24 protein-coding genes are annotated in these 24,882 nt (G+C 64.0%); 16 read left to right on the plus strand and 8 right to left on the minus strand.

Translation table 11 applies throughout. The features are described 5' to 3' along the window. The first annotated feature begins 159 nt into the window (after positions 1 to 159). Complete coding sequence (locus ACGYK9_RS10360; protein WP_394410512.1) at positions 160 to 1,869, plus strand: tetratricopeptide repeat protein; 1,710 nt, start codon at positions 160 to 162, stop codon at positions 1,867 to 1,869. After that, entirely contained in the window at positions 1,866 to 2,738 is an 873-nt protein-coding gene (locus tag ACGYK9_RS10365; protein WP_394410509.1) for a 4-(cytidine 5'-diphospho)-2-C-methyl-D-erythritol kinase, read from the plus strand. Before ACGYK9_RS10360 ends, ACGYK9_RS10365 begins: the two co-directional genes overlap by 4 nt. Here the strand turns inward: ACGYK9_RS10365 and ACGYK9_RS10370 are convergent. Next, the gene (locus ACGYK9_RS10370) at positions 2,735 to 3,733 is read right to left on the minus strand and encodes a polyprenyl synthetase family protein (protein ID WP_394410506.1); all 999 of its coding nucleotides are present in this window, start codon (positions 3,731 to 3,733) and stop codon (positions 2,735 to 2,737) included. The two genes, ACGYK9_RS10365 and ACGYK9_RS10370, sit on opposite strands and share 4 nt — an antisense overlap. Positions 3,734 to 3,788: 55 nt before the next feature. Here ACGYK9_RS10370 and ACGYK9_RS10375 point away from each other — a divergent pair, with 55 nt between their 5' ends. From ACGYK9_RS10375 to ACGYK9_RS10385, 3 genes are all read left to right on the plus strand, one after another. After that, positions 3,789 to 4,004, plus strand: a complete 216-nt coding sequence (locus ACGYK9_RS10375; protein ID WP_394410805.1) for a DUF2007 domain-containing protein — start codon at positions 3,789 to 3,791, stop codon at positions 4,002 to 4,004. Then, on the plus strand, positions 4,001 to 4,768 hold the full coding sequence (locus ACGYK9_RS10380; RefSeq protein WP_394410503.1) for a tRNA1(Val) (adenine(37)-N6)-methyltransferase: 768 nt from the start codon (positions 4,001 to 4,003) through the stop codon (positions 4,766 to 4,768). Before ACGYK9_RS10375 ends, ACGYK9_RS10380 begins: the two co-directional genes overlap by 4 nt. 100 nt (positions 4,769 to 4,868) lie before the next feature. Continuing rightward, complete coding sequence (locus tag ACGYK9_RS10385) at positions 4,869 to 5,033, plus strand: YdcH family protein (RefSeq protein ID WP_082852182.1); 165 nt, start codon at positions 4,869 to 4,871, stop codon at positions 5,031 to 5,033. Positions 5,034 to 5,195: 162 nt separating this feature from the next. On the opposite strand, the gene phbB is transcribed toward ACGYK9_RS10385, so the two are convergent. The 3 genes from phbB to ACGYK9_RS10400 all read right to left on the minus strand — a co-directional run bounded on the left by phbB (position 5,196) and on the right by ACGYK9_RS10400 (position 8,175). Then, a complete protein-coding gene (phbB, locus tag ACGYK9_RS10390; protein ID WP_209218289.1) occupies positions 5,196 to 5,918 on the minus strand; it encodes an acetoacetyl-CoA reductase in 723 nt (240 codons plus the stop codon). A gap of 75 nt (positions 5,919 to 5,993) precedes the next feature. Then, positions 5,994 to 7,169 (minus strand): acetyl-CoA C-acetyltransferase, encoded by a 1,176-nt coding sequence (locus tag ACGYK9_RS10395; RefSeq protein WP_209218288.1) that lies wholly within the window; start codon positions 7,167 to 7,169, stop codon positions 5,994 to 5,996. Between the two features lie 163 nt (positions 7,170 to 7,332). Continuing rightward, entirely contained in the window at positions 7,333 to 8,175 is an 843-nt protein-coding gene (locus ACGYK9_RS10400) for an EAL domain-containing protein (RefSeq protein ID WP_394410500.1), read from the minus strand. A gap of 105 nt (positions 8,176 to 8,280) precedes the next feature. On the opposite strand from ACGYK9_RS10400, the gene ACGYK9_RS10405 reads away from it, so the two are divergent. From ACGYK9_RS10405 to ACGYK9_RS10425, 5 genes are all read left to right on the plus strand, one after another. Further along, positions 8,281 to 8,850: a DNA-3-methyladenine glycosylase I gene (locus tag ACGYK9_RS10405; RefSeq protein WP_394410497.1), complete on the plus strand. Its 570-nt coding sequence runs from the start codon at positions 8,281 to 8,283 to the stop codon at positions 8,848 to 8,850. A gap of 170 nt (positions 8,851 to 9,020) precedes the next feature. Next, positions 9,021 to 9,641, plus strand: coding sequence for a 30S ribosomal protein S4 (gene rpsD, locus ACGYK9_RS10410; RefSeq protein ID WP_271693051.1), 621 nt, complete (start codon positions 9,021 to 9,023; stop codon positions 9,639 to 9,641). A gap of 182 nt (positions 9,642 to 9,823) precedes the next feature. Then, positions 9,824 to 10,906: a histidinol-phosphate transaminase gene (gene hisC, locus ACGYK9_RS10415; RefSeq protein WP_271693052.1), complete on the plus strand. Its 1,083-nt coding sequence runs from the start codon at positions 9,824 to 9,826 to the stop codon at positions 10,904 to 10,906. After that, complete coding sequence (locus tag ACGYK9_RS10420; RefSeq protein WP_394410493.1) at positions 10,906 to 11,826, plus strand: prephenate/arogenate dehydrogenase family protein; 921 nt, start codon at positions 10,906 to 10,908, stop codon at positions 11,824 to 11,826. Before hisC ends, ACGYK9_RS10420 begins: the two co-directional genes overlap by 1 nt. Then, on the plus strand, positions 11,823 to 12,617 hold the full coding sequence (locus ACGYK9_RS10425) for an extensin family protein (protein WP_394410490.1): 795 nt from the start codon (positions 11,823 to 11,825) through the stop codon (positions 12,615 to 12,617). Before ACGYK9_RS10420 ends, ACGYK9_RS10425 begins: the two co-directional genes overlap by 4 nt. Before the next feature lie 7 nt (positions 12,618 to 12,624). Here ACGYK9_RS10425 and ACGYK9_RS10430 read toward each other — a convergent pair whose 3' ends face one another. Then, positions 12,625 to 13,632, minus strand: a complete 1,008-nt coding sequence (locus ACGYK9_RS10430) for a DUF2125 domain-containing protein (protein ID WP_394410487.1) — start codon at positions 13,630 to 13,632, stop codon at positions 12,625 to 12,627. Positions 13,633 to 13,698: 66 nt separating this feature from the next. Here ACGYK9_RS10430 and ACGYK9_RS10435 point away from each other — a divergent pair, with 66 nt between their 5' ends. The 3 genes from ACGYK9_RS10435 to ACGYK9_RS10445 all read left to right on the plus strand — a co-directional run bounded on the left by ACGYK9_RS10435 (position 13,699) and on the right by ACGYK9_RS10445 (position 17,437). Further along, positions 13,699 to 14,229: a gamma-glutamylcyclotransferase gene (locus tag ACGYK9_RS10435; RefSeq protein ID WP_394410484.1), complete on the plus strand. Its 531-nt coding sequence runs from the start codon at positions 13,699 to 13,701 to the stop codon at positions 14,227 to 14,229. A 71-nt stretch (positions 14,230 to 14,300) separates the two neighbouring features. Next, positions 14,301 to 15,500 carry a biopolymer transporter ExbB gene (locus tag ACGYK9_RS10440; protein ID WP_394410482.1) on the plus strand — a complete coding sequence of 400 codons (1,200 nt, stop codon included), beginning with the start codon at positions 14,301 to 14,303 and terminating at the stop codon, positions 15,498 to 15,500. Further along, a complete protein-coding gene (locus tag ACGYK9_RS10445; RefSeq protein WP_394410479.1) occupies positions 15,500 to 17,437 on the plus strand; it encodes a peptidoglycan -binding protein in 1,938 nt (645 codons plus the stop codon). The genes ACGYK9_RS10440 and ACGYK9_RS10445 overlap by 1 nt, the downstream gene beginning before the upstream one ends. Before the next feature lie 15 nt (positions 17,438 to 17,452). Here the strand turns inward: ACGYK9_RS10445 and ACGYK9_RS10450 are convergent, their stop codons facing one another. From ACGYK9_RS10450 to gloB, 3 genes are all read right to left on the minus strand, one after another. Next, a complete protein-coding gene (locus tag ACGYK9_RS10450; protein ID WP_394410476.1) occupies positions 17,453 to 18,406 on the minus strand; it encodes a M23 family metallopeptidase in 954 nt (317 codons plus the stop codon). After that, positions 18,403 to 20,724 carry an ATP-dependent Clp protease ATP-binding subunit ClpA gene (clpA, locus tag ACGYK9_RS10455; RefSeq protein WP_394410473.1) on the minus strand — a complete coding sequence of 774 codons (2,322 nt, stop codon included), beginning with the start codon at positions 20,722 to 20,724 and terminating at the stop codon, positions 18,403 to 18,405. The genes ACGYK9_RS10450 and clpA overlap by 4 nt, the downstream gene beginning before the upstream one ends. Before the next feature lie 175 nt (positions 20,725 to 20,899). Then, positions 20,900 to 21,667: a hydroxyacylglutathione hydrolase gene (gloB, locus tag ACGYK9_RS10460; RefSeq protein ID WP_394410470.1), complete on the minus strand. Its 768-nt coding sequence runs from the start codon at positions 21,665 to 21,667 to the stop codon at positions 20,900 to 20,902. A gap of 63 nt (positions 21,668 to 21,730) precedes the next feature. Here gloB and ACGYK9_RS10465 point away from each other — a divergent pair, with 63 nt between their 5' ends. The 3 genes from ACGYK9_RS10465 to atpA all read left to right on the plus strand — a co-directional run bounded on the left by ACGYK9_RS10465 (position 21,731) and on the right by atpA (position 24,871). Next, entirely contained in the window at positions 21,731 to 22,477 is a 747-nt protein-coding gene (locus tag ACGYK9_RS10465) for a class I SAM-dependent methyltransferase (protein WP_067262215.1), read from the plus strand. Positions 22,478 to 22,771: 294 nt separating this feature from the next. Beyond that, positions 22,772 to 23,332, plus strand: a complete 561-nt coding sequence (locus tag ACGYK9_RS10470; RefSeq protein ID WP_394410467.1) for a F0F1 ATP synthase subunit delta — start codon at positions 22,772 to 22,774, stop codon at positions 23,330 to 23,332. Next, complete coding sequence (atpA, locus tag ACGYK9_RS10475) at positions 23,333 to 24,871, plus strand: F0F1 ATP synthase subunit alpha (RefSeq protein WP_209218275.1); 1,539 nt, start codon at positions 23,333 to 23,335, stop codon at positions 24,869 to 24,871. Positions 24,872 to 24,882 lie beyond the last annotated feature (11 nt).

The following is a 24,882-nucleotide window of genomic DNA, read 5'->3' on the forward strand; positions in this document are numbered from 1 at the left end:
ATCGCCAAAGGCGCAATTAAAGGACCGGCACGCGCAGGCGTGGCGGTCTTTTCGTCTTTTCGGCGAAATCCTGTTCGCTCCGGGTGACATCACCGACCCGCCATTGCGCCCCGGCACGAAGATGATAGCCTGCGAGCAAAGCGATATGAGGCGGTTTGCATGTTTCGGAATGTCCTAGGTTTCACCAGCGTTGCGGCGCTTTGCATCGGCCTGTCGGCGCCGCTGATGGCGCAATCGGTCGCAGGCCCCTATCTGGCGGGGCGTCATGCCGCCGTGAACAGCGACTACCCTGAGGCCGCGCGGTATTATACCGAAGCGCTGGCGCGGGACCCGAAGAACATCGAACTGATGGAAAGCGCGGTGCTGTCCTATCTCTCGCTCGGGCGGGTGGACAAGGCGCTGCCGCTAGCACGCAATATGATCACCCTCGGCACCAAGAGCCAAGTGGCCGAGATGACCCTTGTGGCCGCCTTGGCGAAAGAGGGCGATTACATGGCCCTGTTCGAACGCGATACCTCGGCCATCGGCCCTTGGGTCGGCGGGCTAGTGCAGGCTTGGGCGCATATGGGGGCGGGCGATGTGACCGCCGCGATAAAGGCTTTCGACAGCCTAAGCGAAGAGGCCGGGATGCAGGGCTTCGTGATGTATCACAAGGCCCTCGCGCTGGCGAGCGTCGGCGACTTCGAAGGGGCGGAGGCGATCTTTGCCAGTGGTGAGGCAGGGGCCGCAGGCCAGACCCGGCGCGGCGTGATGGCCCATGCCGAGATTCTTGGCCAATTGGGGCGCAGCCAGGATGCGCTGGCGGTGCTCTCGGACGGTTTTGGCGCGGATAGCGACCCCGAAATCGCGCGGCTCATTGAAGGTTTGCAGCAGGAAACGCCCGCGCCCTTCAGCCATATGCCCGACGCCCAAGCGGGCATGGCCGAGGTGTTTTTCACCTTCGCCGCCGTGCTGCGCAATGAAGCGGCGGGGGACTATTACGTTCTGCTCTATTCGCGCATCGCGCGTTATCTGCGCCCGGACCATGTCGATGCGCTTTTGCTGACGGCAAGCCTGTTGGAGAACCTTGGCGAGCATGATCTGGCGATTGCCGAATATAAGTCCCTGCCTGCCGACAGCCCGGCCTATCACGCCGCCGAACTGGGCCGCGCCGATGCGCTGCGCCGCTCGGGCAAGACCGCGCAGGCGATCGAAGTGCTGGAACAACTCGCGCGGAGCCATGGTGATCTGGCCGTGGTGCATTCCACGCTAGGCGATATGCTGCGGGCCGAAGAGGATTATGAGGCGGCCATCGCCTCCTACGACCAAGCGCTCGCGCTGACGCCCGAAACCGCCCGTGCCCGCTGGGTGCTGTTCTACGCCCGCGCCATCGCCAAGGAACGCAGCGGCGATTGGGAAGGGTCGGAGGCCGATTTCCGCGCCGCGCTTGAGTTGAACCCCGAACAGCCGCAGGTGCTGAACTACCTCGGCTACTCGCTGGTCGAACAGCAGCGTAACTTGGACGAGGCGCTGGAGATGATCGAACGCGCCGTCGCGGCCAGCCCCGACAGCGGTTATATCGTCGATTCGCTGGGCTGGGTGTTCTACCGGCTGGACCGCTACGAAGAAGCGGTGGAGCAGATGGAACGCGCGGTCGAGTTGGAGCCGGTCGATCCGGTGGTGAACGATCACCTCGGGGATGTTTATTGGGCCGTGGGCCGCAAGCGCGAGGCTGAATTCCAGTGGCGTCGGGCGCTCTCTTTCGTTGACCTGACGGATGCGGATTCGGAGGCCGACCCCGAGCGGATGCGCCGCAAGCTGGAAGTGGGGCTCGATGCCGTGCTGGCCGAAGAGGGCGCGGCACCGCTCAAGGTTGCTGCGGACGAATGAGCTTTTCAAACGATGGGGCGCCCGCCGACCCCGGCGCTGCGGCGTCGCGGATGGCTTGGGCCAAGGTGAACCTGACCCTGCATTGTACCGGCCAGCGGGCCGACGGCTATCACCTGCTGGATTCGCTGGTGGTGCGGGCCGGTGTGGGCGATCGGCTGGATGTGGCCGCCGCGAATGATCTGACCCTGACGGTCGGCGGCCAGCGGGCCGAAGGGGTGCCGACCGATGCGCGCAACCTTGTCCTGCGCGCGGCAGAGATGCTGGACGCAGGCGCGGGCCGTGGCGCAGCACTGCATCTTGAGAAACACCTGCCCGCAGCGGCGGGAATCGGGGGCGGCTCTGCCGACGCGGCGGCGGCCTTGGAGCTGCTTGCGGCGCATTGGGGCGTTCCGCTGCCCACAGAGACGGCGCAGCTCGGGGCGGATGTGCCGGTCTGTCTGACTCGCGGCCCGCAGCGGATGCAGGGGGTGGGGGAGATCCTCGCGCCGCTCTCCGCGCTGCCGCCTTGCCATATGGTGCTGGTGAACCCTGGTGTCGATGTGCCGACGCCTGCTGTCTTCTCGGCGCTCAGCGACAAGAGCCAGCCGCCGATGCCGGAGGTGATCCCGAGTTTCGCGGGCTTTTCCGACTTCATCGATTTTCTGAGCGCACAGCGCAACGACCTTGCCGCGCCCGCCATCGCGCGGGAGCCGGTCATCGGGGTCTGTCTGGAGGCGCTGAGCGATGCGGCGCTGGCGCGGATGTCCGGCTCGGGCGCGACCTGTTTCGGCCTCTACGCCACGGCGGCGCAGGCCGAGGCCGCGGCCCATCGCATCGCCAGCGCGGCGCCGCGATGGTGGGTCGCCGCCGCGCCGATCTTGGCCGCTTAGCTGATCCGGGCGACGACGTAGTCGGCCAGATCGATCAACATGTCTTTCAACTCATGGTCGGGCAGGGGGGCAAGCGCCGCTTTGGCCTTCTCCGCCCAGTCACAGGCATCGCGCTGCGTCGCGGTGAGCGTGTCGTGTTTGGCCAAAAGCATCAGCGCATGGTCGAGGTCGCCCTCTTCCTGTTTGCCCTTCTCAATGGTGCGGGTCCAAAAGGCGCGCTCATCCTCGTCGGCCTTGGCCACGGCTTTGATCACCGGCAGGGTCAGCTTGCGCTCGCGGAAATCGTCGCCGACGTTCTTGCCCGTGGCCCCTGTATCACCCTGATAATCCAGCAGATCGTCGACGATCTGAAAGGCGATGCCAAGGGCGTCACCATAGTCGTAGAGCGCCTTGACCTGATCCTCCGGCGCATCGGCGATCACGCCGCCCACCTCAGTCGCGGCTGAGAAGAGCGCCGCCGTTTTGCCGCGCACGACTTGTAGATAGACCTGTTCATCCGTGGCCAGATTCTGCGCGGCGGTCAGTTGCAGCACCTCGCCCTCCGCGATGGTCGCGGCGGCGTTCGACAGGATGCGCATCACTGGCATCGAGCCCGGCTCGGTCATCAACTGAAAGCTGCGGGCAAAGAGGTAGTCCCCGACCAGCACCGACGACTGGTTGTCCCACAGAAGGTTCGCCGTGGGCCGCCCGCGCCGCTGCGCGCTTTCGTCCACCACATCGTCGTGCAGCAGGGTCGCGGTGTGAATGAACTCAACCGTGGCGGCCAGATGGACGTGATAGGGGCCGTCATAGCCGCACATCCGGGCCGCGGCCAGCGTCAGCATCGGGCGCAGGCGCTTGCCGCCCGCCTCGACCAGATGGGCGGTGACCTCGGGGATGCGGGGCGCGTGTTTCGACGCCATCCGCTCGCGGATCAGGGCGCTGACCGCCGCCATATCATCGCTTAGATAGGCCGCCATGCGGTCGTGCGGTTTGCCCGTTGCATCACTTTTCATCATCATTTCCCGCGTCCCGCTCGACATGCCGGTGATCCGGCTCTACATCTTTGATATGAAGGAACTTTTGCGCAGCACCGACATGACCATCATCGCCTTTGCCACCGCCCTTCTCAGGGGGGAGGATATAGACTGCTTTGAAATGGACGTAAACATGAGCGTGCTCGAAGGGGGCATCGGGATTTTCCCGCGCCGCCTGATGGTGCATCCTGATGATCATGACGCCGCCCTGCGGGTGATGCGCGACAATGATATTCCGCTGGGGCTGTGACCCGTTTCACCGAAGACGACCTGACCTGCGACGCTTTTCTCGGCGGCAAGCTGCACCTCTGGCAGCCGCGCCGGGGGCGGGGTTATCGTGCCGGGGTGGACCCGGTTTTGCTGGCCGCGAGCATCGAGGCCGAGGCAGGGCAAAGCGTGCTGGAGCTTGGCTGCGGGGCCGGTGCGGCGGTGCTTTGTCTGGGGGCGCGGGTGCCGGGGCTGACGCTAACGGGTTGTGAGCTGCAACCCGCCTATGCCGAATTGGCGCGGCGCAATGGCGGCGCGGCGCTGGAGGTGGTGGAGGCCGATCTGACCGAGATGCCCCTGCATCTGCGCCAGCGACAATTTGACCACGTTCTCGCCAATCCGCCCTATTTCGACCGGGCCGCCTCGGTCCAGTCCCGCGATCCCGGGCGCGAGACGGCCTTGGGTGAGGCGACGCCCCTGCGACAATGGGTCCGCACCGCCGCGCGGCGGCTAAAGCCCAAAGGGCATGCGCATTTTATCCATCGCGCCGAACGGCTGCCCGAGATTCTGGCGGCGCTGCCGCATGAGATGGGATCGGTCGAAGTGCTGCCGCTCGCCTCGCGCGCCGGGCGGATGCCGGAGTTGATTCTCTTGCGTGCGCGCAAGAACGGACGCGGTGCTTTTCGGCTCTATCACAGCTTTGTCATGCACCGTGGCGCGCGGCATGAGGGGAATGGCGATAGCTATGTGCCGGAAATCGAAGCGGTCCTGCGCCAGGGTGCGCCGCTGGTCTATCCTACTTCTTAAGCGTTTCTTTACCAACTTCACCCCTATGCTGCGGTGCCGCGTGACTTGTGGGTCGCGCTGTGGTCCACTGAAATTCCACACACCAATCATGGAGGATTGTATGGCTTTGAACGCACATCTGGATACCCTGAAGCGCAAGCATCAGGCGATGAGTGAGGCGGTGGAAACCGCGCAACGCGCCCCCGGTATGGACGATTTGAAAGTGGCTTCCATGAAAAAGGAAAAACTGCGTTTGAAAGAGGAGATTAGCCGCCTGTCGAGTTGACCCTTACCGCGCAATGCGGCGTTTTTGATCGCTGTCGTTCCGCTTTGGCGGGGCGGCAGACTGGATGGCCAGTAAGTGCCGCATTCGGCTTTCATTTGTCGCATTAAAAAAAGCCAGTCTTGGGAAAAGACTGGCCCATTAAATTTCCAGAACATCCGCCCGTTAGACGACGAATTGCGCCCCATTGGCCGAGATGGTCGAGCCATTGATGAAACCCGCATCGTCGGAGACGAGGAAGGCCACCGCGCGGGCGATTTCTTCGGGCTCTCCCAAACGTCCGGCGGGGATCTGCGCGATGATGCTTTCACGGACCTTTTCGGGCACGGCCATGACCATATCGGTCGCGATATAGCCGGGGCAGATGGCGTTGGCGGTGATGCCCGCGCGCGCGCCTTCTTGGGCCAGTGACTTCACGATGCCCAGATCACCCGCCTTGGTCGCGGCATAGTTCACCTGTGCGAACTGGCCCTTTTGCCCGTTGATTGAAGAGATCACGACAACGCGGCCGAACTTGCGTTCGCGCATGCCGGGCCAGACCGGGTGGATCGTGTTGAAAACGCCGGTCAGATTGGTGGCGATGACTTCATTCCACTGGTCGGGGGTCATCTTGTGAAAGGGTGCGTCGCGGGTGATGCCCGCATTGGCGACCACCACCTCGATGGGGCCAAGCTCGGCTTCGACCTGTTCGATCCCCGCTTTGGAGGCGTCGTAATCTGCCACGTTCCATTTATAGGTCTTGATGCCGGTCTCTTCGGTGAATTTCGCGGCGGCTTCGTCATTGCCGGCATAGGTGGCGGCGACGGTATAGCCTTTGTCCTTCAGCGTGGTCGAAATGGCCGCGCCAATCCCGCGACTTCCCCCGGTGACCAAAGCGATGCGTGACATGTAATCCCTCCCTCAAGGTAATGTTCTTGCAAATGCATGTTTCGACGCGCAACAAAGTTGCGCGCCGATTCAGTCTTAGGGGCGCTCAAGGCACATGGCAACACCCATACCGCCGCCGATACACAGCGTCGCCAAACCTTTCTTGGCGTCACGGCGCTGCATTTCGAACAGAAGAGTGTTGAGCACCCGCGCGCCCGAGGCACCAATGGGGTGGCCGATGGCGATGGCGCCGCCGTTGACGTTCACGATTTCCGGATCCCAGCCCATTTCCTTGTTCACGGCGCAGGCCTGTGCGGCGAAGGCTTCGTTGGCTTCCACCAAATCGAGGTCTTCGGGCGACCAACCGGCTTTCTCCAGCGCCTTGCGCGATGCATAGACGGGGCCGACGCCCATGATCGACGGGTCGAGACCGGCGGTGGCATAGGAGGCGATCCGCGCCAGCGGCTGAATGCCGCGCTTTTCGGCCTCATCCGCGCTCATCAGCAGCGCACCCGCCGCACCGTCGTTGATGCCTGAGGCATTGGCCGCGGTGACGGAGCCGTCTTTGGTGAAGGCCGGGCGCAGCTTCTGCATCGCTTCGATATTGGCGCCGTGGCGGATGTATTCGTCCTGATCGACGACCGTCTCGCCCTTGCGGGTCTTGATGGTGAAGGGAACGATCTCATCGGCGAACTTGCCAGCCTTCTGCGCGGCTTCGGCCTTGTTCTGCGAGGCGACGGCGAATTCGTCCTGCTGGTCGCGGCTGATCTGCCATTTCTCGGCCACGTTCTCGGCGGTTTGGCCCATGTGGTAGCCGTTGAAGGCATCCCACAGACCGTCGCGGATCATCGTGTCGATGAATTGCAAATCGCCCATCTTCTGCCCCGCGCGGAGGTTCTGCGCATGGGGGCTGAGAGTCATGTTCTCTTGCCCGCCAGCGGCCACGATATTCGCATCACCCAGTTGGATATGCTGGGCCGCCAGCGCCACGGCGCGCAGGCCCGAGCCGCAGACCTGATTGATGCCCCAAGCCGCGCTCTCTTTCGGCAGCCCTGCGTTGATATGCGCCTGACGCGCCGGGTTCTGACCTTGGGCGGCGGTCAGCACCTGCCCCAGAATGGTCTCGGAGACTTCGGACGGGTCCACCCCGGCGCGGGCCACCAGTTCTTTCAGAACGGCGGCACCAAGGTCATGGGCGGGCGTATTGGCGAACGCTCCGCCGAAACTGCCCACGGCGGTCCGGGCGGCGGATGCGATGACGACATTGGTCATGATGTGACTTTCCTCTACCTTGTTGGGCGGGGGCACACCGACACGCGCCATCGTCGGGCGTGGGCGCTCCCGTCCCTCTGAGGTAGTGATAGCGGATGCGCTGCAATGCGGCAACTGAGCAGGCAGCCCGCCGCCGCAGCCCCGGCGGCCTGCCCGCGCGGGCCTAGCCGGTAGCCCGCACCCGGTCGAAATTCAGCCATGGGGGCCGGGTGGTTGGCGCGGCGAAGTGGTAGCCTTGCAGGCAATCGACGCCCATCTCGGTCAGCACCGCCGCATCGGCGGCGTTCTCGACGCATTCGGCCACGGTCAGCATGTCGAAATGCGTGGCGATGGACATCAGTGCGGCGGTCAGGGCGCGGTTGTCGGGGTTGGTGGCGATGCCCCGAATGAACTGCCCGTCAAGCTTCAGGACATCAAAGTAGAAATCCTTGAAATAGCGGATCGCCGTTTGCCCCGCCCCGAAATCATCCATGGCAAAGCAGATGCCGTGGGGCTGCAACTGGTTCATGAAGCTCGTCACAAGTTCCGGCACCATCATGGCCGAGCTTTCCGTGATCTCAAGGATCAGCCGCTCGCCCAAGGTGGCATCGCGGGCCAGCCAGTGGCGCAAGACGCGGGTCCATTCCTGATACCCGATGGAGCGGGCGGACATATTGATCGACAGTCGAAGCCCGGGATGGTGGTGCAGCGCGTTCAGCCCGAGACGCAGGGCCAGAACATCCACCTGCCGCCCGGTATCCGTGTCTTCGATCGCGGGCATGAAATCCTTGGCCGGAATCACGCGGCCCGTGGGATCAAGCAGGCGGATCAGCCCCTCGTGAAAGGCGACATTCGCTGGATCGCTGGCCAGCATGACAGGTTGAAACGCCAGCAGCGTTTGGCGATGGGCCACGGCCTCGCGCACCATTTCAAGCGTCGCGGCATCGCGCTGCATCACCGCATGGTTCAGCGGGCTGTCCCCACCGGGGGGAACGTCGGCGAAAGGGCGTTGGAATCGACGGGGCACGGCGGTACTCTCTTGCTGTCCTGCGATTGGTATGGGCGCAAAGGTGATAATACGGTCTTAATCGGCGGCGATTTCCGCGGTGGATCGCGCGGAGGAGAGCCGAAGATGCAGCGCTGTGACTGGGCCGGGGATGACCCGATTTACCAAGCCTACCATGACACCGAATGGGGCGTGCCCGAATACGACAGCCGCGCGCTGTGGGAAAAGCTGATCCTTGACGGGTTTCAGGCGGGGCTGAGCTGGATCACGATCCTTAAAAAACGCGATAATTTCCGTGCGGCCTTTGCCGGGTTCGACCCGCATCAGATCGCCGAATGGGGCGAGGCGGATGTGCTGCGCCTGCTGGGTGATCCGGGCATCATCCGCCACAGGGGCAAGATCGAGGCCGCAATCACCAACGCGCGCGCATGGCAGGAGGTGGAGGCGCGCGAGGGGTTCGACGCCTTCATGTGGCGCTATGTCGATGGCAAACCGCTGCAAAACCGCTTCGCCACACAGGCCGAGGTGCCGCCGAAGACGGCCTTGTCCGAGCAGGTGAGCAAAGACCTGAAGAAAGCCGGTTTCAAGTTCTGCGGGCCGACGATCACCTATGCTTGGATGGAGGCCTGCGGGCTGGTGAACGATCATATCCTGACCTGTCACCGCCACGCGCCCTGCGCCGCCATGGCGCGGTAGCGGCGAGACGTATCAAATTCGCTCAAAATCCCCCGTTGACTCCCTGCCATAGCCCCGTATAAGCGCCCCTTCATTGGTGTTGGTGGACCCCGCAAGGGGAAGCCTGTCGGGCTTCGGCCAAAGGACAACGCCCTTTACCGCCCCTCGGGGCCTTATAAAGGAGATCAGCCGTGACAAAACGCACAGCTGCCAAGCACAAGCTAGACCGCCGTATGGGCGAAAACATCTGGGGTCGTCCGAAGTCCCCGGTGAACCGCCGTGAATACGGCCCCGGCCAGCACGGCCAGCGCCGCAAGGGCAAAATGTCGGACTTCGGCATCCAGCTGCGCGCCAAGCAGAAGCTCAAGGGCTACTACGGCGACCTGACCGAAAAGCAGTTCCGTCGCATCTACGGCGAAGCCGAGCGTGTTAAAGGCGACACCGGTGAGAACCTGATCGGCCTGCTCGAGCGCCGTTTGGACGCCGTCGTGTACCGCGCCAAGTTCGTGCCGACCGTTTTCGCTGCACGCCAGTTCGTGAACCACGGCCACGTCAAAGTGAACGGCCGCAAGGTTAACATCCCCTCCTACCGTGTGAAAGAGGGTGACGTCATCGAAGTGCGTGACCGTTCCAAGCAGCTGACTTCGGTTCTCGAAGCCGTGCAACTGCCCGAGCGTGACGTGCCGGACTACCTGGAGTGTGACCACTCCAAAATGACCGCGACTTTCGTGCGCACACCGAGCCTCGGCGACGTGCCGTACCCGGTTGTGATGGAGCCGAACCTCGTCGTGGAATTCTACGCGAAGAACTAAGCTTCTTCGCCTGTCGAATACCAAAGGCCGCGTGGTGCAAACTGCGCGGCCTTTTCTTTTTGCGCAGGGCGGCGGGCAGCAGGGCAACAGCCTGTCCGCTGGCGCCGGGGATGCAGAATGATTCTGGCATCACCGCGACACCCCCGATAGAAGGGCGGCAGTAGCGTGAGGATGAGAGCGAGATGACACAGATCGCACCGCAACCGGGCATTATGGAGATCGACCTTTATCAAGGGGGTGCGGCGCATGTCGCGGGCCTTGAGAATGTGGTCAAGCTCAGCTCGAATGAGAACCCGCTGGGGCCCAGCCCCGCCGCCGTCGAAGCCTATCGTCGCGCGGCCTATGACCTGCATCGCTACCCATCCTCCGACCATAGCGCCCTGCGCGCCGCCATTGCTGAGGTGCTGGACCTCGATGCCGAGCGGATCATCTGCGGCGCGGGTTCGGATGAGATCATCGCTTTTCTCTGCCAAGCCTATGCCGGTCCGGGCACCGAGGTGGTGCACACCGAGCACGGCTTTGCCATGTACCGCATTTCCGCGCTGGCCGCGGGGGCCACGCCCGTCGAGGTGCCCGAGCGTGAGCGGGTGACCGATGTCGATGCCATCCTCGCCGCCTGCACCGAGGCGACGCGGCTGGTGTTCATCGCCAACCCCAACAACCCCACCGGCACGATGATCGGTCTGGCCGAGCTTGAACGTCTGGCCGAAGCCCTGCCGCCGCAGGCGCTTCTGGTGCTCGACGGGGCCTATGCCGAATATGTCGAGGGCTATGACGGCGGCGCCGCCTTGGTGGACCGCCGCGACAACGTGGTGATGACGCGCACCTTCTCAAAGCTCTACGGGCTGGGCGGGCTGCGCATCGGTTGGGGCTATGGGCCAGCCCATGTGATCGACGTGCTGAACCGCGTGCGCGGTCCTTTCAACCTGTCGCAGGCCGCACTCAACGCCGCCGAGGCGGCGATGCGCGACCGCGCCTATACCGACCATTGCCGGGCCGAGAACGCCCGCTGGCGCACGTGGCTGGCCGATGCGCTGGCCGAGATCGGCGTGCCCTCGGACGTCTCGCTCGCCAATTTCGTGCTGGCCCGCTTCGCCAATCAGGCCGAGGCCGAGGCTTGTGACGACTACCTCAAGACCCAAGGGCTGATCGTGCGCCGGGTGGCGGGCTACAACCTGCCCAACTGTCTGCGCATCACCGTGGGCGATGAAAGCGCCTGCCGCCGCGTCGTCCATGCCGTGCGGCAGTTCAAGGGGGGCAACTGATGGCGCAGGTCTATGACAGGGTCGCCCTCATTGGGCTGGGGCTGATTGCCTCCTCGCTTTTCTGGGCGATGAAGCGCGGCGGTCTGGCGGGCGAAGTCACCGGCTATGCCCGCAGCGACGAGACCCGCGCCACGGCGCGTGAAATCGGGCTTTGCGACCGGGTCTGCGACAGCGCCGCCGAGGCCGTCGCGGGCGCCGATCTGGTGGTGCTCTGCGTGCCGGTGGGCGTTATGGGCGCCGTGGCCGCCGAGATCGCGCCGCATCTGGCACCCGGGGCCACGGTCACGGACGTGGGCTCGGTCAAGGCAGACGTGATCGCGCAGGTGGGGCCGCATCTGCCCGACGGTGTGCATTTCATTCCCGGCCACCCGCTGGCGGGGACCGAGCATTCCGGCCCGCGCAGCGGCTTTGCCGAGTTGTTCGACAACCGCTGGTGCCTTCTGGTCCCGGTGGAAGGCACCGATAAGGGCGCCATCGCGCGGCTGCGCGCGCTCTGGGAAGGGGCGGGTGCCAATGTGGAGGAGATGGACGCCGAGCATCACGATCTGGTGCTGGCTGTCACCTCGCACGCGCCGCACCTCATCGCCTATACGATGGTGGGCGTGGCCGACGACCTGCGCCGGGTGACCGACAGTGAGGTCATCAAGTATTCCGCCGCCGGTTTTCGGGATTTCACCCGGATCGCGGCGAGTGACCCGACCATGTGGCGCGATGTCTTCCTGACCAACAAGGATGCGACGCTGGAAATCCTTGGCCGCTTCACCGAAGAGCTTTTCGCCCTTCAACGCGCCATTCGGACCGGCGACGGCGAGCATCTGCACGCCTATTTCACCCGCACCCGGGCGATCCGGCGCGGCATTATTGAGGCGGGGCAGGATACCGACGCGCCCGACTTTGGCCGGGGCGCGCCCAAGTCATGAGGGGCTGGGCTGTCCTGCCGCTGATCATGCTGGGGCAAATCGCCCTGGCTGCGGGGCCGGACAGTTCTGAGCGGCCCGTGGCGCGTCAGCAGGGGGATAGCTTGCCGGTGAGCGTCGCCCCCGGCGGCGCGATCGCCCCGCCCGAACGTGACCCCGCCGCCCGTGCCGCCGCCGAGGGCGGGCAGGGGATGAAAGCATCGCTCCGTCCCACCCTGCGCAGCGCGAAGGTCGAACAGGCTGCTCGAGCACGCCAGCGGATGTTGGCCAAGGGTGCAGTCTGCGGCGATCTGGCGATACAAGGCACGCGGGTGGGCCGGGTGCCGGGCCGGATCAGCGGTTGCGGGGTTGATAATGCAGTCAAGATACGCTCGGTCTTGGGCATCCGGCTCAGCACCGCGGCGGTGATGGATTGCACCACGGCCAAGGCGCTGAACACATGGGTGCGCCAATCGGCGGTGCCTGCCTTGGCGGCGCAGGGCGGGGGGCTGAGGGAGCTCAAGGTCGCCGCGCATTACGCCTGCCGGACGCGGAATAACCGCAAGGGCGCTAAGATTTCCGAACATGGCAAGGGCCGCGCGATCGACATTTCCGGGTTTGCTCTGGCGGACGGCAGCACAATCAGCCTGCTGAAGGGCTGGCGCGCGCGGCGCAGCAGCGCGGCTTTGCGCCGGATGCACCGAGGCGCCTGCGGACCCTTCGGCACGGTACTGGGGCCAGAGGCGGACCGCTTTCACCAAGACCACTTTCACTTCGACACGGCGCGCTATCGCAGTGGTAGCTACTGCCGCTAAGCGGCCGTTAGGGCTGGACCAACCGCGGCGCGGGGCCAAGCGGAATTCCCGCCAGCATCATCTGACCATCCGTAAAGATCAGGTCGAGGTCCAATCCGCCCGGCGTGCCGCCCCGCGCTTCCAACAGCCGCAACATGGTGTCGACCTGCCCGCGCATCGACGGCGGCAGAAAACCCGCACGTTCGCCTGCGTCCAGCAGTTTGGTCCAATTGGTGACCCGCAGGCTCAGCACCCCATCGGGAATGCCCACAGCGTCAAAGGTAAGCGCCCCCTCGGCGCCCAAAGCCACCTCGCCCCAAGCGGCATCCACATTCTCAACCGTCAGCGCGTCGATCTGCGGCAGGGTGCCTGCCATCGCGCTGTGCCGGTCCAACGGGCGGGCAAAGGTCACGGCCATTCGCGCCGACAGGATCGGCTGCCCGCCGGGCTGGCCCGCGCCATCGCCCAAAACCTTGCGCAGCAAGGGGCCGGGGGTGATGCCGCCGGGCAGCAGCGCGATGTCATAGTCCCGCGCCGCATTGCCCGATTGCGCGATCCGCATCCGCGGCTCTTCCGCCTTCAGCAGCAGCCCGTCGGGGCCGTCGACCTCAAGATGCGTGCTGCGAAGCTCCATCGCCTCCAGTTGAAGCGAGGTGCCGGGGTGCAGTTCCAGATCGGCGCGCAGATCGCGCATCTTTAGCGTCAGGGGCAATGCGCCTGCGGGCAGGTCGGCCGCCGCAACGGGCGCGCGGGCGGAGAGATCACCGGGCCACCAGACCGGAGCGGAGAGATCAAGCTGCGGGGCCTCGAATGCCAGACCGCGGGCCGGGTCTGCCACGGCAAACCCGCTCAGCCGGTTTTGCAAGGACAGGGGAAAGCCCGCTTTGTCGATCTCTTTGAGCGTCACCTCCCAACCCGCCGCGCGGCGGGTGTCGAGCAGGCGGGTCAGGGTGCTTTGCATCTGCGTCGTGGCGGCAGCCCACCACGCGCCCCAAAGTGCGGCGAGCACAATCAGCAGCCAAACCAATTTCCGCATTTCGATAGCCCTTCAAATCGTGCTTCAGATGCGGTTTACCGAAGGCCAGCAGAAAGGACCAGCAGGATGACAATGTGGGTATTTGGCTATGGCAGCCTCTTGTGGAACCCCGGTTTCGAGGTAGCGGAAAGCGTGATCGCCACGCTGCCGGGCTATGCCCGATCATTCTGCATGCGCTCGATCCATCACCGGGGCACGGTCGAACAGCCCGGGCTGGTGCTGGCGCTCGACGAATCCGTCCGCTCGGCCTGCGAAGGCATGGCGATGCGGGTGGCCGCGGGGCAGGAGGCGCAGACGTTGGAGTACCTGCGCGAGCGTGAGCTGATCTCTTCGGCCTATGTCGAGAAAAACCTCACCGTGCATCTGACCGATGGCCGCGACGTGGAGGCGGTGACCTATGTGATCGACGCGGCGCATGAACAATATTGCGGCGGGCTACCCTTGGAAGAGCAAGCGCAGATTATCGCCCACGCCGTAGGCGGACGCGGACCAAATACCGAGTATTTGATCAACACCGCCGTGCATCTGTCCGAAGTGGGCTTGCATGACCCCGCGTTGGAGTGGTTGCATGATCGGGTGAAGGCTTTGACCTCATAAAAACTTGGCAACTCTTTGCCGTTTCAGTGTAGGCTGCGGCAAGAGCAGAACAAAGGGTCAGGAAAGGCCGCATGGCACAGCCAGACCGCAAGGCAAAACCGCAGTTTTCACAACCGGTGCGTCAGATTTCTCTGATGCTGATCGCGCTCGGCCTCACGGGGGCCGGGGTCTTTCTGGCGCTGCCACGGGTGCTGCCGATCTTTGCCGCGAACCCATGGCTGAATGGGGTCATCATCTTTGTCTTCATCGTCGGTGTGCTGGCCTGTTTCTATCAGGTGATGCAGCTTATCGGCTCGGTCCGCTGGATCGAGGATTTCGCCGCTGGCAATGCCGAACCCGATGCCAAACCGCCGCAATTGCTGGCACCCTTGGCGTCGCTTCTGCGCCAACGCGGCGCGCGGATGCAGGTCAGCACGACCTCCACCCGGTCGATCCTCGATTCCGTCGCCTCGCGCATCGACGAAGTGCGCGAGATTACGCGCTATATCGTCAATATGTTGATTTTCCTCGGCCTTCTGGGGACGTTTTATGGGCTGGCCACGACCGTTCCGGCGGTGGTCGACACGATCCGTTCCCTCGCCCCCGGTGAGGGGGAGGCGGGCGTCGATGTCTTTGGCCGTTTGATGACCGGGCTTGAGGCGCAGTTGGGCGGCATGGGCGTGGCCTTCGGCTCCTCGCTTCTGGGGCTTGCGGGCTCTCTCGTCGTGGGGCTGTTGGAGCTTTTCGCAGGCCACGGGCAGAACCGTTTCTATCAAGAGTTGGAAGATTGGCTGAGTTCCATCACGCGGGTCGGGCTGACCTCAGGCGACGATGTAAGCGATCAGAACATCATGGCCAGCGTGATGGATCAGATGGTCGAACAGATGGCCGAGATGCAGCAGATGTTCACCCAATCCGATGTCAGCCGCGCCATGGTCGACGACAAGCTGGGCAAGCTGGCCGATGCCGTGGACCGGATGACCACGCGGATGGAGCATGACACCACCACTAACAGCGCGCTGGAGCGGGTGGCCGATGGGCAAGACCGATTGATCGCCACGCTCGAAGGTCAGGTCGCGGGCGAAGGGATCGACGCGGAAAGCCGGATGCGCTTGCGCTCCATCGACGTGCAGATGCTGCGTATCTTGGAAGAGATTTCTGCCGGGCGGCAGGAAACCATGGCCGAATTGCGCAAGGATATCTCTTTGCTGGCCAAAGCGCTCTCCGGGCAACGCGCCCCTGAGGCCCGCCGCCTGCGGGCCAGCGATATCCCCGGTGGCGGGGACCAGTAATGGCACTTTCCCGGCGGACAGGCGCACGGTTTCAGGGCTCCATCTGGCCGGGGTTCGTCGATGCGATGACCGGGCTCTTGCTGGTTCTGATGTTCGTGCTGACCATCTTCATGGTGGTGCAATTCGTCCTGACAGAGCGGATCAGCGGGCAGGAAAGCGAGCTTAACGAACTGGCCGGAGAGGTCGCGGCCCTTGCCCAAGCGCTTGGCGTCGAGGAACGCACCACCGCGCGGTTGGAGGCGCGGCTTGGCGCGCTGAATGCCTCGCTAAACGACGCGCGTGATGAGGTGTCGCGGCAAGAGGCGGTGATCGCCGGGCTGACCTCTGAACGCGAAGCGCAAGCGGCTGCCTTGCAGGCGGCGGAGGCTGAGATCACCGGGTTTGAGGCGCGGGTGGCCGCGCTCTTGGCGTCGCAGGCCGAAGATCAGGCGCGCATCGGTGACTTGGAAGACCGCGAAGCCGCGCTGTTGGATGAGCAGGAGGCGCTGAACCTCGCGCTTAGCACCGCGCGGGAGGAGATCGACGCGCAGGCGGAAACGGCCCGGCTTGCCGCCGCGAAACGCGAGGCATTGGATGCGCTGGTGGCCGATTTGCGGGCGCAAAACGCCGAAGCCGAGGCCGAAGTCGCCGCCCTCAATGCCGAGGTGGCGGAGGCCGAAGAGGCGCTCAGCGCCGAGGAAGCCGCCCGTCTGGCCGAAGCGGCAGCGGCGCAGGCCCTGCGCGACCGGCTGGAGGATGCGGATGCAGAATTGACGGCCATGACCCTCTCGCTTGAGGCGCAGCGCAAGAAGGCCGAAGAGACGCTGACCCTTTTGGCCGCCGCCCGCGCGGCGCGCAGCGACCTCGACAGTGAGCTTGCCGCAGCGCTGCTGCGGATGGAGCGGCTGGAGGAGAGCGGCGCGGGTCTGGAGGCCGAGCGCGCCGCGCTCACCGAAGAGTTGGAAGCCGCGGAAGGCACCGAAGAGGACCTGCGCGCGCGGTTGGCGCAGGCCGAGGCGACCGAGCAGACGTTGAACGCCCGTCTGGCCGAGGCGCTGGCCCGTGTGCAGAGCCTAGAGGAAGAGGGAGAGGCGCTGAGCGGCACGCAGTCGGATCTGCGCGAACGTTTGGCGCAGGCGCTGGCGGCAAAACTCGCGGCGGAGACTTTGGCCGAGGATAAGACCACTGCCGCCGAACGCCGCGCTGCCCTTTTGGCGCAGGCCGAAGAGACGCTGGCCGAGGAGAAAGCCGTGAGCGCCGCGGCGCAGCGGCAGACTGAGTTGTTGAACCAGCAAGTCGCGGAACTGCGCGCGCAGTTGGGGAACCTACAGGCGCTGCTCGATGACGCCGTGGCGCGGGATGCGGCGAAATCGGTGGAATTGCAATCGCTTGGCTCCGAGTTGAACACCGCGTTGGCGCGGGTCGCGGCAGAGGAACGCCGCCGCGCCGAATTGGAGGCGGCAGAGCGCAAGCGGCTTGAGGAAGAGAGCAAGAACCTCGCCCAGTACCGCTCAGAATTCTTTGGGCGGTTGCGTGATCTGCTGGGCAATCAGGAGGGTGTGCGGATCGAAGGCGACCGTTTTGTCTTCTCCTCCGAGGTGCTTTTCGCGCCGGGCAGTGCGGTGCTGAGCCAAGACGGGCAGGGTGAGATCGCCAAGGTGGCGGGCATTCTGCGCAGCGTGGTGGACGACATCCCGCCCGAGATCGATTGGGTGATCCGCGTCGATGGTCATACCGACAATGTGCCGCTTTCCGGCTTTGGGGAGTTTGCGGACAACTGGGAACTCAGCCAAGCGCGGGCGCTGTCGGTGGTCAAATATATGGTCAATTTCCTCGGCATTGCGCCGGATCGTTTGGCCGCCAATGGCTTTGGCCAGTATCAGCCCGTGGCCGAGGGCAATACCGAGGCTGCGCGGGCGCAGAACAGGCGGATCGAGTTGAAGTTTACCGAGAAGTAGGCAGGCAGCCCCGGCCTATCGCAGGGTCAGAACGCCGGTCTTTTCGTCGATCACACGGCCCTCGCGCAGCAGGGTGACCCTGCCCGTATAGCGCCCGGCTGGCCAAGGCGCAGAAGCCGCGCGTTTGCCGATGGCGCGAAAGGCTTGCGCCTGCGGCTTCTCCATCACCACATCCCTTTCGATGACCGTGCCTTTTGGCCCGGCGAGGCTGAGGCGCAGCACGTCATCCTTTTGCGTGCCATAGCTGTAGCCATAGATGACCAAGGCAGGGGCCTCTTTGGGCAGGCTGTCGCGATGGGCTTCGCCCGCCTTGATCTCATCATAGCTGGGCACGCGGTCGGCAAAGCCAAGCGCAATCAGCCCGCCGGGGCGGTAGGGCGGGGTGTCTTGCCAGAGGGTTTTGCGCGGTTCGACGTCACAACCATGGCCTTCGGGGGCGAATGGATCGACGGGCTTGCCGTGATGGCGCAGCGACAGGTGCAGATGCGGAAAGGCCGCTTTGCCGGACTGGCCGACCAGCCCAAGGGCGTCGCTAACCGCCACCTCTTGCCCTTCCTGCACGCGGAGCGAGCCGCGGCGGAGGTGGCAGTATTGCGTCTCCCATCCCTCGCCGAGGTCGATCACCACGCCGTTGCCGCATTCGCGCCCTTGGACCTCCGGGAGCGGCGCACCATCTGGCATCCCGTCCCGCAGCCCTTTGACCACCCCCGCCGCCGCCGCGCGCACGGTCACGCCCGCGGCCATCGCCGCGCGGTCGGGCAGGGCGAAATCCGTGCCCTTGTGGCCGTCATAGGTCAGGCCGGAACAGCGGTAGTCCTCTGCGCCGCCGCTCGGGTCGCGGTCCATATATTGTTGGATGTGGCAGTCCTGCCCAAGGGTGCAATCCAGCGGAAAGGCCAGTTGCAAATCCTCCGCCAGCGCAGGGCTGGCGGAGGAGATGATCAGGGCCAGTGCGGCCCGATAGATCATTCCGCGGTGAGCAGCGGGGGCCGATTACCGGAAAGACGCTTGCTTTCGCTGCCCAAGACCTTGAGCGTCAATTCATCATCCTTGACACCGACCTTGACGACACCGCCCTTGGCCAGCTTGCCAAAGAGCAGCTCCTCGGCCAGCGGCTTCTTGATGTGCTCTTGGATCACGCGGCCCAAGGGACGCGCGCCCATCTTGTCGTCGTAGCCCTTGTCGGCGAGCCATTCGGCGGCCTTCTTCGACAGTTCGATGGTCACGTTGCGGTCCATCAGCTGCGCTTCGAGTTGCAGCACGAACTTCTCGACCACCCGCAGGATCACCGACTTCGGCAGCGGCGCGAAGGAGATCACGGCGTCCAGACGGTTGCGGAACTCCGGCGTGAAGGTCCGCTCGATCGCGGCGGTATCCTCGCCCTCGCGGCGGTCGCGGCCAAAGCCCACGGCCGCTTTGGCCTGTTCGGAGGCGCCCGCGTTGGAGGTCATGATCAGCACCACATTGCGGAAATCCACCGTGCGGCCATTGTGATCGGTCAGTTTGCCGTGGTCCATCACCTGCAACAGGATGTTGTAGACGTCCGGGTGCGCCTTCTCCATCTCGTCGAGCAGCAGCACGCAATGCGGATGCTGGTCCACGCCATCGGTGAGCATGCCGCCTTGGTCAAAACCAACATAGCCCGGAGGCGCGCCGATCAGACGGCTGACCGCGTGTTTCTCCATATATTCCGACATGTCGAAACGCAGCAGTTCCACGCCAAGGGTGTCGGCCAATTGCTTGGCGACCTCGGTTTTACCCACGCCAGTGGGACCAGCGAAGAGGTAGTTGCCGATGGGCTTGTCCGGCTCGCGCAGGCCCGCGCGGGACAGTTTGATCGCCGAAGACAGCGCCACGATGGCGTCATCCTGCCCGAAGACCACCCGTTTGAGAGAGCTTTCCAGATCCTTCAGCACCACCACGTCGTCTTTGGAAACATTCTTCGGCGGAATGCGGGCGATCTTGGCCACCACGGCCTCGACCTCCTTCGTGCCGATGGTCTTGCGGCGCTTGGAAGCGGCGACGAGGTGCTGGGCGGCACCGGCTTCGTCGATCACGTCAATCGCGCTGTCCGGCAGCTTGCGGTCATTGATGTAGCGATGCGCCAGTTCGACGGAAGTCTTGATCGCGTCTGAGGTGTATTTGACGCTGTGATGCTCCTCGAAATAGGGCTTGAGACCCTTGAGGATCTTGGTGGCGTCTTCGACCGAAGGCTCGCTCACGTCGATCTTCTGGAACCGGCGGCTCAGCGCGCGGTCCTTCTCGAAGTGCTGGCGGAACTCCTTATAGGTGGTGGAGCCCATGGTGCGCAGCTTGCCGCCCTGAAGCGCGGGCTTCAGCAGGTTGGAGGCATCCATTGCGCCGCCCGAAGTGGCACCGGCGCCGATCACGGTGTGGATCTCATCGATGAACAACACGGCGTCCTTGTGATCCTCAAGCTCGGTCACCACGGCCTTAAGCCGCTCTTCGAAGTCACCGCGGTAGCGGGTGCCCGCCAAGAGCGCGCCCATGTCGAGCGAGTAGATCGTGGTATTGGCCAGCACCTCGGGCGTTTCACCGGCAACGATCTTGCGCGCCAGACCTTCGGCGATGGCAGTCTTGCCCACGCCCGGATCCCCCACTAGCAGCGGGTTGTTCTTGCGCCGGCGGCAAAGCACTTGGATGCAGCGTTCGACCTCGCCTTCGCGGCCGATCAGCGGGTCGATGTCGCCTTCGCGGGATTTGGCGTTGAGGTCCACGCAGTATTTCGCCAGCGCGGATTCCTTCTTGTCGCCATCGGTGACGCCTTGGGCCTCTTCCTCGGTCTCTGGCGCGCCAGTGACGGGGCGGGATTCACCATATGCCGGGTCTTTGGCGACACCATGGGCGATGAAGTTCACCGCGTCATAGCGGGTCATGTCCTGCTCTTGCAGGAAATAGGCCGCGTTGCTCTCACGCTCGGCAAAGATGGCGACCAGCACGTTGGCGCCCGTCACCTCGGTCCGGCCCGAGGATTGCACATGGATCGCGGCGCGTTGGATCACGCGCTGGAAAGCCGCCGTCGGCACCGCTTCGGAACCGTCGATATCGGTGATCAGATTGCTAAGATCATCGTCGACGAATTCCACCAGCGTATCGCGCAGGTCAGAGACATCGACGGAACAGGCTTTCATGACCTGCACGGCATCGGGTTCATCGAGCAAGGCCAGCAACAGATGTTCGAGCGTTGCGAATTCGTGGCGGCGGGCATTGGCCAGCGCGAGGGCCGCGTGGATTGCCTGCTCAAGTGTAGTCGAGAATGAAGGCACGGGCGTGCTCCTTTTCGATCGGGGTCGGTGAGGTGCTGAGATGTCTCAGGCCTCGGTCCGACCATGGCCTCATAGTATTAGAGTTTGGTTGATCATGGCCCATCTTCAAGAAGATTCTGGTCCGAATCGGTCACATTTGCCGTGAGCGAGGACTTTGAGCCATGATTGCAGGCGCTCAGAACTGGTCTTTTCGCCTGCGGATTTCGGTGAACACTTCCGTGTCGGTGGCGTCTGGCATCCCCAAGGTCGCGCGAATGGCCGGGTCGGCGGGGCGCAGGAAGGGATTGGTTTCTAGTTCCAGTGAAAGCGACGAGGGGACGGTCGGCTGCCCCTTGGCGCGGGCGCTGTCGATGTCCTTGGCCCTTGATATAAGGGCGGCATTGTCCGGATCAACGGTCAGGGCGAATTTTGCGTTGGCGGCGGTATATTCGTGGCCCGAGCAGATCGTCGTGTCAGGGGGCAGGGCGGCCAGCTTTTGCAGGCTTTCCCACATCTGCGCGGGCGTGCCCTCGAACAGGCGGCCGCAGCCAAGCGCCATCAGGCTGTCTGCGGTAAAGGCCGCCTTGGCTTGGGGCACATGAAAGGCGATATGGCCGACGGTGTGGCCAGATACGTCGAGCACTTGGGCCGCAAGCGCGCCCAGCTCAATGCTGTCACCCTCGGCCACCGCGCGGTCGAGCGGGGGCAGGCGGCGGGCATCAGCCTTGGCGCCGATCACCTCGGCGGGGAAACGGGTGAGCAGTTCGGCCAGACCTTGAACGTGGTCGGGGTGGTGGTGGGTCAACCAGACTTGGCTCAGCGTCCAGCCGCGGCGGTCAAGCTCTGCCATGATCGGCGCGGCCTCGGGCACGTCGATCAGCGCCACCGCGCCGCTGTCATGGTCACGCAGCAGAAAGGCGTAGTTGTCCGACAGACAGGGAATCGTGACCAGATCAAAGGCCATGGCGTCTTACCTCGCTGTGTTGTTATGGTCCGGTAAGAGTGACACTCACCAAGGCGGGCTGCAATGCATCTTGATGTACAGGATCTGCGCAATTTCTATTATCGCAGCGCGTTGGGACGTGCGGCGCAGAAATCCCTGCGCGGGCGGTTGTTGGAGCTTTGGCCTGAGGCGAAGGGCCAGACGGTCGTCGGCTTTGGCTTTGCCGCGCCCCTGCTGCGCCCCTATCTGGCGGATGCGCGGCGGGTGATGGTCTTGATGCCCGGCCCGCAGGGGGTGATGCCTTGGCCGGCGGGGATGCCCAACACCTCGGTCCTGACGGAAGAGACGCTTTGGCCGGTCGAGACGGGGGCGGTGGATAAGCTGGTGCTGATGCACGGGCTCGAAACCTCCGAACGGCCCAGCGAGCTGCTGGACGAATGCTGGCGTGTGCTGGGGCCGGGGGGCAAGGCGCTGTTCATCGTGCCAAGCCGCGCGGGCATGTGGGCGCGGCGCGACCGCACGCCTTTCGGCTATGGGCGGCCCTATTCGCCGGGGCAGCTAGAGACGCAGTTGCGCAAGCATCAGTTCCTGCCCGAACGGCACCTTGGCGCGCTTTATCAGTTCCCTTCGCAACAGCGAATCTGGATGAAATCGGCGCCTTTGTTCGAGAAAATCGGACGTCAGATGCCGACGATGATGGGCGGCGGCGCGATCTTGGTGGAGGCCACGAAACTGGTTTACCCGCCGCGAGGCCGCCCGCAACGCAGCACCGCGAGGCGCGCCATCGGGGTGTTGGAGGGGATGGCAGAGCCGCAGGCCAAACCGGTCTAAACGCCTCAGCGCCTTGTAGACTTAGCGCATGCAGTAAGCGAGGGGGCTGGATTCGTGGGCCTGCTCCAGCGGTGAGTTGGGTGGCATTTTTCTGCGGCAAAGAGCCGCGATAGGCCGCAGCCCTTGCAATATTGCAGCACGCCGCGACATTACCTGCCTATACTGTGTTGCCGGGCGTGAACCTGTCTGCTACATCGCCCCTGATTTAGACGTCTTGGGTAACTTCAAGCCGCGCCAACTGCTGGTGACGCGACATCTTCGCATATCCGGCGCTTATTGAACGAGAGGATGGACGTGTCCGAACCTGCTTCCATTTCCACCGGTATCGCGGAACGTTATGCGACAGCCGTGTACGATCTGGCCCGCGAGGCCAATCAGGTCGATGCCATCGAGGGCGATCTTACCGCGCTTGAAGCGGCATTGAACGACAGCGACGATTTTCGCCGCCTGACCACTTCGCCGCTCTACACCCGCGAAGAGCAGGAACAGGCGATCAAGACGCTGGCCGAAAAGATGGGCCTGACCAAGACCATGGCGAACACGCTGCAACTGATGGCGCAAAAGCGCCGCCTGTTCGCGCTGCCCGCGCTGGTCAAAGCGCTGCGCGAGACCATTGCCGAAGCCAAAGGCGAAATCACTGCCGAGGTCACAACGGCCAAAGCACTGACGAAGACACAGTCGGACAAGCTGGCGAAATCGCTGACCGCTTCCACCGGCAAAAAAGTATCACTTCATGCGACCGTTGATGAAAGCCTCATCGGCGGTCTTGTCGTCAAAGTGGGCTCGAAGATGATCGACACCTCGATCCGCTCCAAGCTCAATTCCCTCCAGAATGTAATGAAAGAGGTCGGATAAATGGGTATCCAAGCAGCAGAGATTTCTGCGATCCTGAAGGACCAGATCAAGGATTTCGGTCAGGAAACCGAAGTGGCCGAAGTGGGTCGCGTTCTCTCCGTCGGTGACGGTATCGCCCGCGTCTATGGTCTGGACAACGTTCAGGCCGGTGAAATGGTCGAATTCCCCGGCGGCATTCAGGGCATGGCCCTGAACCTCGAAGCCGACAACGTGGGTGTCGTTATCTTCGGCTCCGACCGCGACATTACCGAAGGCGACACCGTCAAGCGCACCAACTCCATCGTGGACGTGCCAATCGGTGACGAACTGCTGGGCCGCGTTGTTGACGGTCTGGGCAACCCCATCGACGGCAAAGGCCCCATCGGCGCCACCAAGCGCGGCATCGCCGACGTGAAGGCACCGGGCATCATCCCGCGTAAATCCGTGCACGAGCCGATGGCCACTGGCCTCAAGTCCGTGGACGCGATGATCCCGATCGGCCGTGGCCAGCGTGAGCTGATCATTGGCGACCGTCAGACCGGCAAGACCGCCGTCGCGCTCGACGCGATGCTGAACCAAGCTCAGGTCAACGAAGCCGCTGGCGACGACGAGAGCAAGAAGATGTACTGCGTCTACGTCGCGATCGGCCAGAAGCGCTCGACCGTGGCGCAGCTGGTGAAAAAGCTCGAAGAGACCGGCGCGATCGACTACTCCATCGTCGTCGCCGCGACCGCTTCCGAGCCCGCGCCGATGCAGTTCCTCGCACCCTATGCCGCCACCGCGATGGCCGAGCATTTCCGCGACAATGGCCGCCACGCGCTGATCATCTACGATGACCTTTCCAAGCAGGCCGTGTCCTACCGTCAGATGTCCCTGCTGCTGCGCCGCCCGCCGGGCCGCGAAGCTTACCCGGGCGACGTTTTCTACCTCCACTCCCGCCTGCTCGAGCGTTCGGCGAAGCTGGGTGATGAGGCCGGCAACGGCTCTCTGACCGCGCTGCCGATCATTGAGACCCAAGGTGGCGACGTTTCCGCGTTTATTCCGACCAACGTGATCTCGATCACCGACGGTCAGATCTTCCTTGAGACCGAATTGTTCTATCAGGGCATCCGTCCCGCCGTGAACACCGGTCTGTCGGTGTCCCGCGTGGGCTCCTCGGCCCAGACCAAGGCGATGTCCTCGGTGGCCGGTCCGGTGAAACTGTCGCTGGCCCAGTACCGCGAAATGGCGGCCTTCGCCCAGTTCGGTTCCGACCTCGACGCCGCGACCCAGCAGCTGCTGAACCGTGGTGCGCGTCTGACCGAGCTGATGAAGCAGCCGCAGTACGCGCCGCTGACCAACTCCGAAATCGTCTGCGTGATCTACGCCGGTACCCACGGCTATCTCGACAAGGTGGACATCTCGGACGTCGGCCGTTTCGAAGCGGGCCTGCTGGCGCATCTGCGCAGCAAGCATGACGACCTTCTCAAGGACATCACCAACAACGACCGCAAGGTCAAAGGCGAGTTGGAAGAGAAGATCAAAGCCGCCATCGACGGTTTCGCCGCCGACTTCGCTTAAACGGGAGATAA

Origin of the sequence: Sulfitobacter sp. 1A15258, from assembly GCF_043557045.1 — a bacterium.
Lineage (GTDB): Bacteria > Pseudomonadota > Alphaproteobacteria > Rhodobacterales > Rhodobacteraceae > Sulfitobacter > Sulfitobacter faviae.